Origin of the sequence: Fontimonas thermophila, from assembly GCF_900113085.1 — a bacterium.
In the GTDB taxonomy this organism is placed as follows: Bacteria; Pseudomonadota; Gammaproteobacteria; order Nevskiales; family Nevskiaceae; genus Solimonas; species Solimonas thermophila.
In genome coordinates this window covers 218,147-230,360 of sequence record NZ_FOOC01000001.1, presented here as the reverse complement: position 1 = coordinate 230,360, position 12,214 = coordinate 218,147, and the positions used below count along the sequence as shown (strand labels likewise).

Here is a 12,214-nt window from a genome sequence, read left to right as displayed (position 1 = left end):
GCTGCGCATGGCCCGCGCGCCGACTCACTGGAAGCGGCCGCCGATGATCCGGCCGTCCTCGTCGAGTTCGGCGAAGTAGCGGCTGTTGTTCAGGCGTAATTCCTTGGTCGCGATCTGACCCGGCAACACCAGGGTGACGTCGGGATAAACGCGCCGGAATTCTTCCGGCGTCGGGCGCAGGGCGATGAAGCGCTCGAAGACCGGCACATCGGTGACATAGCCGGGTACTGGTTCGGGCAGTGCGCGGTTCATGCCAAGCTGGGCGTGGCAGGCGAGCAGCGGGGAAACCAGAGCGACGGCACAAACGGCACGGCGGAGCATCGAGAGCATCGGCGTCTCCGGGTGAATCGACACGGCATTAGACCACGTCCCCGCAACGATCTGGAAACTCCTCAAGAGGGGCGCGCACGGCTTGGGTAAGATCGGCGCATCCGTCGTTCCGGCATCGCCCATGTTCCGCACCTTCTCCGTCCTCATGTCCGCCTGGCTCTGCATCGCGTGCACAGCTCTGTCGCCCCCGCATCGGCTGAGCACCTTCGATGTCGCACCCCCACCGCCGCATGCCCCGGTCGATCCGCATTCCTACGCCAACACGCAGGCCTTCCGCACCCGGCACCTCGCGCTCGATCTGCGCGTCGATTTCGAGCAACGCGTGCTCGAAGGCACCGTGGAGCTGCACCTGCAGCGCCTCGATCCCACCGCGCAGACCCTGGTGCTGGATACACGCGATCTGCAGATCCGCTCCGTCGAGGCCGGCGATGCATCCGCACTGGCGCCGACGGCGTTTGTGCTGGATCCGCGCGACCCCATCCTCGGCAGCGCGCTGCGCATCGCAATGCCAGCACACGCGGACCGCGTGCGCATCGCCTATGCGACACAGCCGCAGGCCTCCGGTCTGCAATGGCTCGATCCCGAGCAGACCACGGACAAGCGGCATCCGTTCCTGTACACGCAGTCGCAGGCGATCCATGCGCGCAGCTGGATCCCGCTGCAGGACACGCCGCAGATCCGCGCGACCTACACCGCGCATATCCGCACACCACCGCAGCTGCTCGCGGTGATGAGCGCGGAGAACGCGCTCGATGCGGTGCGCAACGGCGACTACCACTTCCACATGCCGCAGCCGATCCCGTCGTATCTGATCGCGCTCGCGGTCGGCGATCTGCGCTTTAAACCCATGGGGCCGCGCACCGGTATTTATGCCGAACCCTCCGCCGTCGAGCGCGCGGCACGCGAATTCGAAGACACCGAGCAGATGCTGGCGCGCTGCGAGGCCATCTTCGGGCCTTACCGCTGGGGTCGCTACGACCTGCTGATCCTGCCGGCGAGCTTTCCCTACGGCGGCATGGAAAATCCGCGCCTGACCTTCGTCACGCCAACGGTGATCGCCGGCGACAAATCGCTGGTGTCTCTCGTGGCGCATGAGCTGGCGCACTCCTGGTCCGGCAATCTCGTCACCAACGCGACCTGGAACGACTTCTGGCTCAACGAGGGGTTCACCAACCACCTCACCTACCGGATCATGGAGGAGATCTACGGGCCCGACCGTGCCGCACAGGAACGCGCACTCGGCGCCCACGAACTCCGGGAGACGCTGGCGCGGCTCGACCGCGACGGCGACAAGACGCTCACGCCCGATCTCGCCGGCCGCGATCCGGATGACGGCGTCACCGACGTTCCCTACGAGCGCGGTGCGCTGTTCCTCGCCTACCTCGAATCGAAATTCGGGCGGCCGCGCTTCGATGCCTTCCTGCGCGGCTGGTTCGACCGCCACGCGTTCCAGAGCGTGACCACGGCGCAGTTCCTCGAGGAACTCACGCGCGAGCTGCTGGACAAGTCTCCGGATACCGTCACCCCGGCGCAGATCCAGGCCTGGCTGCACGATCCACACATGCCCGCCGACACCGTCTGGCCGCAGTCCGACGCGTTTGCCACGGTCGATGCCGCGCGCGCGGCCTTTCTCGCCGGCGCGAACGAACGTCAGCAACTCGATACCGCCGGCTGGAGCCCGCGGCAGTGGCAGTATTTCCTGGACGGGATGCCCGATGACCTGACCGCTGCGCAGATGAAGGCGCTGGATCGCGCGTTTGGCTTCTCGCGCAGTGGCAATGCGGTCATCGCCGCGCGCTGGTTCCGCCTGGTGGCACGGCATCACTACACGCCGGCCTATGCGGCGATGGAACGGCACCTCAAGACGATCGGGCGCATGCGCCTGATCGTACCGGTTTACCGCGAACTCGCCGCCACGCCGCAGGGCATCAAGCTCGCGCAGCGCATCTACCGCGAGGCACGGTCCGGCTATCACCCGATCGCGCAGAACGCGATCGAGCAGGTGCTGGCCGACGGCGCGAAATCGGGCAGCGGCTGAATTGCGTCCGCGCAATCGGCATCGGACGCTTGCCGCCGCCGGATCGCCGCGGCTCAGGTATCCCGACCGGTTGGGATGCGCGCCGTGCCCCAGCCGGCGTGATCGGTGATCGCGGTGCAGCCGCGCAGCAAATCGTCGCGTAGCTGCGCCGGCACCGGCGTCTTGCCCTGCGCATCGATCAGCACATAGACGGTCTCGGCGCGCGCGCAAAGCGCGTGGTGCCCGGCGATGCGGAATTCGGTTTCGAGCACGAACGACGTCGTGCCGACGTGCGTGCAGCGCACCTGCACCTCGAGCACGTCGTCGAAGCGTGCCGGCGCGCGCCATTCCAGCGTCTGACGCACGAGCTGGTAATCGAGCCGGCCGTCGATCAACTGCGCGCCATAGCCGAGCGCGCGCAAAAATTCGGTGGTGGCGAGATCGACATAGTCGCCGTAGCGCGCGTTGAACACCACTTTTTGCGCGTCGCACTCGCCGTAACGCACGCGCAGGTAGTAGCGGAAGCCCTGGCTCATGCGCGCACTGGGTCAGTGCACCTTGCGCGACTTGCCGGCGAGCCGTTCGGCATCGGGCTGAGCCTTGATGCCGGCACCGCGATCCGCGCGCAGCGCCTGGCCGCCGAAGCGCCACGGCTGCGGCTTTTGCAGCGCCTGCTTGAACGGTCCTTTCTTCGGCGCGGTTTTCTTCGGCGGGGTCTTGGCCGTGCTCATGTTCGGCTCGGGAAACCGCGCCGATTGTAGCGGCCGCGCGGCGCTCAGAGCGTCAGGCGCCGGATGTCCGCCAACAGCGCCGTGAGATGCACGATGAACCGCGCTGCGTAAGCACCGTCGATGACGCGATGGTCATAGGACAGGGACAACGGACACAGCAGGCGCGGAACGAACGTCTTGCCATCCCACACCGGCTTGATCTCGGCCTTGGACACGCCGAGGATGGCGACCTCCGGCGCGTTGACGATCGGGGTGAAATAGCCGCCGCCGATGCCGCCGAGCGAGGAAATCGAAAAACAGCCGCCTTTCATTTCATCTGGCTTGAGCCGGCCCTCGCGCGCTTTGGCGGCCAGCGCCGCGCATTCGGCGGCCAGCTCGGCGATGCCCTTGTGCCAGACGTCGCGCACGACGGGCACGACCAGTCCGTGCGGCGTGTCGGCGGCAAATCCGATGTGGCAGTACTTCTTGAGGATGAGCTGCTCGCCGTCCGGGGCGAGCGCGGCATTGAACTCCGGATACTGCTTCAATGCCGCCGCACAGGCCTTCATCACGAACGGCAGCAGCGTCAGCTTGGGTCCGCCGGCTGCGACCGATGCCTCGCTCTGCTGCTTGCGGAAAGCTTCGAGCTCGGTGATGTCGGCGTCGGCGGTTTGCGTGACGTGGGGCACGTTGAGCCAGGCACGGTGCAGATGCGCCGCCGACAGCCGGCGGATGCGTGCCAGCGGCCGGATTTCGATCTCGCCGAACTGCGCGAAATCGACCGGCGGCAGCGATGGAATGCCGCCGGTCGCGGCTGGCGTCGATGCCGGTGTGCCCAGGCGCTGCTTGACGAAGGCCTGCACGTCTTCGATGCGGATACGTCCGCGCGGCCCGCTGCCGCGGACTTGTGCGAGATCAACGCCCAGCTCGCGCGCGAATTTGCGTGTCGCCGGGCCGGCATAGGGCACCGATGGCGGCGCAGACGGCGGCGCGGGCGCCTGCACCCGCTGGTCCGCCGGCTGTGCGGCAGACGCTGCCACCGCAGCCGGCGCGGGCGATGGTGTGGATGTCGCAGGCGCCGCGGCACGCGTATCGGTGGAGGCGTGTGCCTGCGCGGCCGCCGATGAAGCGCCCACCAGCACGCACACCCGATCGCCCTGCGAGACCTTGTCGCCGACGCGGACGGACAAGCCCTGGACGATCCCGGGTGCCGGCGCCGGAACTTCCATCGTCGCCTTGTCCGACTCGAGCACGATCAGGGGTTGGTCCTTGACCACGGTCTCGCCGTCGGCGACCAGCACTTCGATCACCGGTACGTCGCGGTAGTCGCCGATGTCCGGGATGCTCACCTCGATCCGCGCCGCATCCTGCGGCATGGCTTGCGGCTCGTCTTGTGTCGCGGCGGTGGCCACGGCCGGCGCGGCGGGACCGGCGGTGGGCGGCGGTACGGTCTGCTGCGGCGCCGCTTGCGGAGTAGGCGCAGCAGCCTGCGACGCATCATGCTCGAGCGCGCAGATCAGGCTGCCTGCGGACACCCGGTCGCCCACGTTCACGCGCAGCCCGCGCACGATCCCCGCCGCCGGCGCCGGAACCTCCATCGTCGCCTTGTCCGACTCGAGCACGATCAGGGGCTGGTCTTTGACCACGGCCTCGCCGTCGGCGACGAGCACCTCGATCACCGGTACGTCCCGGTAGTCACCGATGTCCGGAACCTTGACTTCGGTAAGTGGATTCATCGCTCACACCGTCCAGGGCGAAGGGCGCTCGGGTTTGATGCCGTAAATCTTGATCGCCTGGCTCACGCGCTCGACCGGCACCGTGTGCTGCTCGGCGAGTGCCTTGAGCGCCTTGACCACGATCCAGCGGCGATCGATCTCGAAAAAGTCGCGCAGCGCCGGCCGGTTGTCGGAGCGGCCGAAGCCGTCGGTACCGAGCACATGGAAGGGCATCGGCACGTACGGCCGGATCTGCTCCGGATACGCACGCACCCAGTCGGTCGATGCGATCGCCGGTCCGGTCATCCCGGCCAGGCATTGGGTGACATAGGCCTGGCGTGGCGGTTCGTGCGGATGCAGCAGATTCCAGCGCTCGACCTCGCGTCCTTCGCGCGCAAGTTCAGTAAAGCTCGGCACACTCCAGATATCGCTGGTTACACCCCATTCCTCCTTGAGCAGGTCGCTGGCCGCGATCACCTCACGCAGGATGCTGCCGGAGCCGAGCAGCTGCACATGCGCCTTGGCCGGGCGTTCCTCGGCGCGCAAAAGATACATGCCTTTGACGATGCCACTCTCCACGCCGGGCGGCATCGGCGGATGGACGTAGTTCTCGTTGTAGAGCGTGACGTAGTAATAGACATCGCGGTGCTCGACATACATCTCGCGCATGCCGTGATGCAGGATCACCGCGAGCTCGTAGGCGTACGCCGGATCATAACTGCGGCAGTTGGGAACCACCGCACTGATCACGTGCGAGTGACCGTCCTGGTGCTGCAGGCCCTCGCCGTTGAGCGTCGTGCGGCCGGCGGTCGCGCCGAGCAGAAAGCCGCGCGCGCGCATGTCCCCGGCAGCCCAGGCCAGATCGGCGATGCGCTGAAAACCGAACATCGAATAGAAGATGAAGAACGGCAGCAGCGCGACACCGTGGTTGGCATAGCTCGTCGCCGCCGCGATCCACGACGACATCGCGCCGGCCTCGGTGATGCCCTCTTCGAGAATCTGGCCCTTGATGTCCTCGCGGTAGAAGGCGAGCTGGTCGGCGTCCTCGGGGTTGTATTTCTGGCCGACGACGGAGTAAATCCCCAGCGAGCGGAACATGCCCTCCATGCCGAAGGTGCGCGCCTCGTCCGGCACGATCGGGACGACGCGCTGGCCGACGTTTTTGTCGCGGCACAGCGTCTGCAGCATCTGCACGAAGGCCATCGTCGTCGAGATCTCGCGCTCGTGGCTGCCGGCGGTGATCCGCTCGAAGGCGGACAACGGCGGAATCGCCAGCGTCTCTTCCTTGACCACGCGCGCCGGCAGAAAACCGCCGAGTGCTTCGCGCCGCTGCTTGAGATACCGGATTTCGGGCGAATCCTCGGGCGGGCGGTAGAACGGCGTGTTGGCGATCTGGTCGTCCGAGATCGGAATGCGGAAGCGGTCGCGAAAGGCGCGCAGCGCCTCCTCGCCCATCTTTTTCTGCTGGTGCGTGATGTTCTGGCCTTCACCGGCCTCGCCCATGCCATAACCCTTGATGGTCTTGGCCAGGATCACCGTCGGCGACCCCGTGTGTTTCACCGCCGCGGCATAGGCGGCGTAGATCTTGTGCGGATCGTGCCCGCCGCGGTTGAGCTGGGCGATCTGCTCGTCGCTCCAGCCCGCGACCAGGCGTTCGATCTCCGGGTATTTCTTGAAAAAGTGCTCGCGGGTGTAGGCGCCACCCTTGGCCTTGTAGCTCTGGTATTCGCCATCCACGGTCTCGTTGAAGGCCTGCAGCAGCTTGCCCGAGGTGTCCTGGGCGATCAGCGGGTCCCACAGCGATCCCCAGATGACCTTGATCACATTCCAGCCGGCGCCGCGGAACACGCCTTCGAGTTCCTGGATGATCTTGCCGTTGCCGCGCACTGGTCCGTCGAGGCGCTGCAGGTTGCAATTGACGACGAAGATCAGGTTGTCGAGCTTTTCGCGTGCGGCGATGTCGATGGCGCCCAGCGATTCGGGTTCGTCCATCTCGCCGTCGCCGCAGAAACACCAGACCTTGCGTCCATCCATGCGCTTGATGCCGCGGTTCTCCAGATATTTCATCAAGCGCGCCTGGTAGATCGCCTGGATCGGACCCAAGCCCATACTCACCGTCGCGAACTGCCAGAACGTGGGCATCAGCCAGGGGTGCGGATAACTCGACAGCCCCGGCTGCAGGGCCTCCATGCGGAAGCGATGGAGCTGCTCCTCGGTCAGGCGTCCTTCGAGAAAGGCGCGCGCATAAATCCCCGGCGTGCTGTGTCCCTGGATATAGATCAGATCCGCGCCCTGCGGGTGGTCGGGGCCCTTCCAGAAATGATTGAAGCCGACGTCGTAGAGCGTCGCCGCCGATGCAAAGCTGGCGATGTGCCCGCCGATGCCGGCATGCTCGCGGTTGGCGTTGACCACCATCGCCATCGCGTTCCAGCGGATGATCGAGCGGATTCTCCACTCCAGCGCATGGTCGCCGGGCGAGCGCTCCTCGAGATGCGGCGGAATGGTGTTGATGTAGGCGGTATTCGCCGAAAACGGGATGAACGCCCCGCTGCGGCGGGCTTTCTCGACCAGGGTCTGCAGCAGGAAATGCGCGCGCTCCGGACCCTCGCGCTCCAGGACGGCTTGCAGCGCGTCCAGCCACTCGCGGGTTTCTTGCGGGTCGGAGTCAGGCATCACCGACAACGGCTCGTTCACGGCGTACTCCTTCGCAATCCGGGACCAACGTCTTGTTACGCCGGAAACTGTAGATCGCCGCGCAGCGATACGTCCAATATATGAAAGATTGGATTGCAATCTTTCAAAGATATCGCTCATGGAACTGCGCCATCTGCGCTATTTCGTCGCCGTCGCCGAGGCGCGGCATTTCACGCGCGCGGCACGGGCACTGGGAATCGGCCAGCCGCCGCTGTCGCAGCAAATCCAGGCGCTGGAGCGCGAGCTGGGGCTGGCGCTGTTCACGCGTCTGCCGCGGGGCGTAGCCCTGACCGAAGCCGGCGCCGCCTTCTACGAAGACGCGTGCCGCATCCTGCGCGAGACCGAGCGCGCGGTCGAACGCGCCCGGCGGGTCGCGCGCGGCGAGCTGGGCCGGGTGCGCATGGGCATGATCAACTCGGCCCCGTTCCATCCCTTGGTCCCACGGTTGATCCGCGAATTCCGGCGCGCGCATCCGCAGGTCACGCTGTCCTTGGAGGAAGGCACGACGCCTGCGCTTGCCGCGGCGGTGCGCAACGATCTCATCGATATCGCCTTCGTGCGCCCGCTGCTCGGCGAAACACAGGGACTGTGCATAGAGCCGCTGCTCGACGAAGATCTCGTGGTCGCCCTGCCGTCGAGCCACCCGCTGGCGCGGCGCGTGCGCGTGCCGCTGCTGGCGCTGTCGATCGAACCCTTTGTGCTGTTCCCGCGAACGGTCGGTGCCGGTTTGCACGACGAGATCATCCGCGCCTGCCGCACGGCGGGATTCTCCCCGCGCATCGTGCAGGAGACTTCGCAGGTGACGTCGATCGTCAATCTCGTCGCTGCCGGGCTTGGCGTGTCGATCGTGCCGGCGTCGATGCAGCAAATCCACGGCGAGGGCATCGCCTACCGGCCGATCCAGAAACCGGTTCCCAAGGCGCGGCTGTCCGTGATCTACCGCGAGAGCGACCGCACCGTGCCGCACTTGCGCCGCCTGCTCGAGCTTGCGCACGCGCTGGCGCGCCAGGTGCGCGCATAATCGCCCGGTCGGATCGATCCGGAACACGCCATGAAACCACCGCCGCAGGTGCTCTCCGATGTCGAAGCGGCCGTCGATGCCACACTCGCGCGCCTCGGCAAGACCATCGTCCTGGGTTTGCCGCTCGGGCTGGGCAAACCGGTTGAGCTGACCAATGCGTTTTACCGTCGCGCACGGCTCGATCCGTCGATCCGCCTGAAGATCCTGACCGCGCTGTCCCTGGAGAAACCGCGCGGCGGCAACCGCATCGAGCAGGCGTTCCTGCAACCTTTCGTCGACCGCGTTTTTGCCGGAGTCCCGGACCTCGACTATGTGCGCGACCTGCGCGAAAACCGGCTGCCGCCGAACGTCGAGATCTGCGAGTTTTACTTCCGCCCCGGCTCGATGCTCGGCAACGCCCATGCGCAGCAGCATTACATCAGCAGCAATTACACGCATGCCGCGCGCGACGTGTTCAACCAGGGCTGCAACGTCGTCGCGCAGACGGTGGCGCGGCGCACGGTGGACAACCAGGCGCGGTACAGCCTGTCGTGCAACCCGGACACCGGACCGGAACTGATGCAGATGCTGCGCGAAAGTGGCCGGCCGCACCTGAAGATCGCCGTCGTCAACCAGAACCTGCCGTACTTTGGCCTTGATGCCGAAGTCGAAGCGGACGCCTTCGACATCGTCGTCGATGATGCCCGCTACACCACTGCGCTGTTCCCGACCCCGAAGATGGCGGTGTCGGTGCCGGACTACTTCATCGGCCTGAACGCGAGCAGCCTGGTGCGCGATGGCGGCACGCTGCAGATCGGCATCGGCGCCCTCGCCGATGCCCTCGTGCACGCCCTGCTGCTGCGCCATCGCGAGCCGGCCGTCTATCGCCGGGTGCTCGCCGACACCGGCATCCTCTCGCACAACGCCGCACTCATCGAGGCGATCGGCGGCACCGATCCGTTCGTACAAGGCCTGTATGGCGCCACCGAAATGTTCGTCGACGGCTTCTTGCATCTGCTGCGTGCCGGAATTCTCAAGCGCCGCGTCTACGACTTCTGGGCGCTACAGCAGCTGATCAACGAGGGGCAATGCGACCCGGACCGCTTGATGCCGGATGTGCTCGATGGTTTTGCGCGGCTGGGCGTGCGCGTGATCCGCGGCAAGGATTTCGATGTCTTGCAGCACCACGGGTTTTTCGCCGACGACGTGCGCTACGACAACGGGCATATCGTCGCCGCCGACGGCACGCGCGTCGTTGCCAACGTCGCCGATCCGGCATCGCGCGCGGTGCTGGCGCGCTGTCTGGGCGAACATCTACGCAACGGCATCCTGCTGCACGGTGGCTTCTTCCTTGGCCCGACCGCGTTCTATCGCGACCTGTGCGCGCTCGACGATGCGACGCGCAACGCGATCTGTCTGACCTCGGTCGCCAAGACCAACCAGCTCGATTACAACCCGCGGCTCTACCGCCAGCAGCGCCGCCATGCGCGCTTCATCAATACCGGCATGATGGCCACGCTCTCCGGCGCGGTCTGTTCGGATGGCCTTCAAAACCTGCAGGTCGTCTCCGGTGTCGGCGGGCAGTACAACTTCGTCGCGATGGCGCACCAGCTCCCCGCTGGCCGCTCGATCCTGCTGATCCGCGCCACGCGCGAAAGCGAAACCGGCGGCGCGCCGACCAGCAACATCGTGTTCAATTACGGACACACGACGATCCCGCGCCATCTGCGTGACATCGTCGTCACCGAATACGGCATCGCCGATCTGCGCTCGAAGACCGACAGCGAGGTCGCCAAGGCGCTGATCCACATCGCCGATGCGCGTTTCCAGCAGGACCTGCTCAAGCAAGCCCAGCGCGCCGGCAAGATCGAGGCCGACTATGTCATCCCGCCGCCGTTTCGCGACAACCGGCCGGAACGGCTGGAGGCGCTGCTTGCGGCGCACCGCGCGCATTTTCCCCCGTTTCCGCTCGGCTGCGATTTCACCGACGAGGAGCTGCGGCTGGGCGCGGCCTTGAAAGCGATCAAGCGCCGCGCGGCGGCGATGCCACGCTGGCGGCTGCTGCTCAAGGCCTTGCGCCCCATGCAGCCGCCGGCGGCCGCTTCCGCCGTGCTGCGCCGCCTCGGCCTCGATGCCCCGCAAGACCTGCACGAGCGCATCGCGCGAGCGCTGTTGATCGAAACCCTATCCTCCTGAGAACGCCCGTTCAGCGGGCGCGCGCCGGCAGCTCGATCGGCTGCGGCGTGTGGCCTTGCGCGATCAGCCAGTCGCGCAGGGCAAGTCCGGTCGCGGCCGGCCAGTAGCGCGCCTGCGCCGGCGCGACACGGATGTATTCGGCGAGCTCGTCGCCGAGTGTGATCGTGCCCTCGCCGATGACGTGATACGCGATGATCAGCTGGTTCATGCGCTCAAAGCCATAATGGCCGATGAAGCGGGGGTCGCGCGCTTTCAGGCCCAGTTCCTCCTCGACCTCGCGCAACACCGCTGCATCCGGGTTCTCGTTGCGCTCGAGAAAGCCGGTGATCAGGCCGAAGAAGCGCTGCGTCCACAGTTTGTTGCGCGCCAGCACGATGTAACCCTCGTGCTCGACGACCGCGGCGACCACCGGCACCGGATTGTCCCAGTGCACGAAACCGCAGCGCTCGTCCGGACACGCGCGACGCGCAAAGCCGCCATGCTCGCGCTCGGTCAGCGGGCGGGCACAGCGGGGGCAAAACCTGAATTCGACAGACACGCGCGGCGATGCACAAGGGGAGCACTTGCACCATCGTAGCAGTGTCAGCGCAGGCCGACGCGGCCCATCCACGTCAGCGCGGTTTCGACCAGCCCCCCGATGCGCGGATCGCGCGATCCCTGCAAGTGCGCGCCGGCCTCATCGAGGCGTTCGAGCTGCGCCTGCGAACGCTGCAAGGCCTGCCACAGGGCCTCGGTCGCCGGCTGCGGGATGAGTTCGTCGTCCTGCGCAACGATCATCAGCACGCGCTGCGTCGCGCGCAGGCGCGCGGCATAGTCCTCCGGGGCGGGCAGGTCAAAGCCCCAGGTCAGCGCATTGGCCAGCCCCCAGGCCGGCCAGCGCGTCCAATCCCCGTAGCGCGGGGCCAGCTTGCGGATGAACTGCTGCGCGATGACCCGCCGGACGTCGCCAAACCCATGCACGATCACCAAGCCCGGCAGCTCGAGTTCGGCGGCCGCGATGGTCGCAAACGGCGCGCCCAGACTCGCGCCGACGATGGTGAGTCGCTGCGCATCGATGTCCTGGCGCGCGCGCAGGTGGGCCACGAGATGACCGATGCCCTCGATCGTCTGGTCGATGCCGCGATCGAGCGCCGGCAGGTGCGCCAGACTCTGCGGAAATTCAAAGCGCCGCGGCGGATCGAAGGGGTAATCGAAGCTCGCCGATACCAGCGACAGTCCGGCCGGCACCGCATCGAGCACCGTCGCCGCGCCGCGGAAACCGCCGAACAACAGCACCGCCGGCAACACCGGCGGCGCGTCCGCGGGTCGGCGGATCTCGGCGCTGATGACCCGTCCGCTGGACAGCGGCAGATCGACACGCTCAACCAGTGTGCGCGCTACCGCCGGCGCAGCCATGAGCCATGCGACCAGCGCGATCCAGCCCACGTAAACCCATTTGCCGATCCCGCCCTTCTGCGTCTGCACGGCGTCTCCCGCAACGAGGTGGTCCGCCCGGCCGCCCGCCATCAGCACTCAAGGCTCACGCCGCGCGTAGATCAAGCGCCACCGGGTC

Annotated in this window: 10 protein-coding genes; 3 read left to right on the top strand and 7 right to left on the bottom strand. The window is 66.7% G+C overall.

What is annotated here, in order from left to right:
• Positions 1-24: 24 nt before the first annotated feature.
• A complete protein-coding gene (locus BMZ48_RS01010; protein ID WP_366449853.1) occupies positions 25-252 on the bottom strand; it encodes a hypothetical protein in 228 nt (75 codons plus the stop codon).
• A 223-nt stretch (positions 253-475) separates the two neighbouring features.
• Here BMZ48_RS01010 and BMZ48_RS01005 point away from each other — a divergent pair, with 223 nt between their 5' ends.
• Positions 476-2,368, top strand: coding sequence for a M1 family metallopeptidase (locus BMZ48_RS01005; protein WP_200769467.1), 1,893 nt, complete (start codon positions 476-478; stop codon positions 2,366-2,368).
• Positions 2,369-2,421: 53 nt separating this feature from the next.
• On the opposite strand, the gene BMZ48_RS01000 is transcribed toward BMZ48_RS01005, so the two are convergent.
• From BMZ48_RS01000 to aceE, 4 genes are read right to left on the bottom strand one after another with little or no spacing between them, the layout of a single operon-like run.
• Positions 2,422-2,883 (bottom strand): acyl-CoA thioesterase, encoded by a 462-nt coding sequence (locus tag BMZ48_RS01000; protein WP_091530259.1) that lies wholly within the window; start codon positions 2,881-2,883, stop codon positions 2,422-2,424.
• Positions 2,884-2,895: 12 nt separating this feature from the next.
• On the bottom strand, positions 2,896-3,078 hold the full coding sequence (locus tag BMZ48_RS00995) for a hypothetical protein (RefSeq protein WP_091530256.1): 183 nt from the start codon (positions 3,076-3,078) through the stop codon (positions 2,896-2,898).
• Positions 3,079-3,122: 44 nt separating this feature from the next.
• Entirely contained in the window at positions 3,123-4,793 is a 1,671-nt protein-coding gene (aceF, locus tag BMZ48_RS00990; RefSeq protein ID WP_091530252.1) for a dihydrolipoyllysine-residue acetyltransferase, read from the bottom strand.
• Positions 4,794-4,796: 3 nt separating this feature from the next.
• Positions 4,797-7,445, bottom strand: a complete 2,649-nt coding sequence (gene aceE / locus BMZ48_RS00985) for a pyruvate dehydrogenase (acetyl-transferring), homodimeric type (protein ID WP_091530722.1) — start codon at positions 7,443-7,445, stop codon at positions 4,797-4,799.
• 139 nt (positions 7,446-7,584) lie between these two features.
• Between aceE and BMZ48_RS00980 the strand changes: the two genes are divergently transcribed.
• Both BMZ48_RS00980 and BMZ48_RS00975 read left to right on the top strand, forming a co-directional pair.
• Complete coding sequence (locus BMZ48_RS00980) at positions 7,585-8,487, top strand: LysR family transcriptional regulator (RefSeq protein WP_091530249.1); 903 nt, start codon at positions 7,585-7,587, stop codon at positions 8,485-8,487.
• Positions 8,488-8,517: 30 nt separating this feature from the next.
• Positions 8,518-10,662, top strand: coding sequence for an acetyl-CoA hydrolase/transferase C-terminal domain-containing protein (locus BMZ48_RS00975; protein WP_091530246.1), 2,145 nt, complete (start codon positions 8,518-8,520; stop codon positions 10,660-10,662).
• A 10-nt stretch (positions 10,663-10,672) separates the two neighbouring features.
• On the opposite strand, the gene BMZ48_RS00970 is transcribed toward BMZ48_RS00975, so the two are convergent.
• Together BMZ48_RS00970 and BMZ48_RS00965 are read right to left on the bottom strand one after the other, a co-directional pair.
• The gene (locus tag BMZ48_RS00970; protein ID WP_091530243.1) at positions 10,673-11,200 is read right to left on the bottom strand and encodes an NUDIX domain-containing protein; all 528 of its coding nucleotides are present in this window, start codon (positions 11,198-11,200) and stop codon (positions 10,673-10,675) included.
• A gap of 44 nt (positions 11,201-11,244) precedes the next feature.
• On the bottom strand, positions 11,245-12,126 hold the full coding sequence (locus tag BMZ48_RS00965) for an alpha/beta hydrolase (protein WP_159431030.1): 882 nt from the start codon (positions 12,124-12,126) through the stop codon (positions 11,245-11,247).
• Between the last annotated feature and the right edge of the window lie 88 nt (positions 12,127-12,214).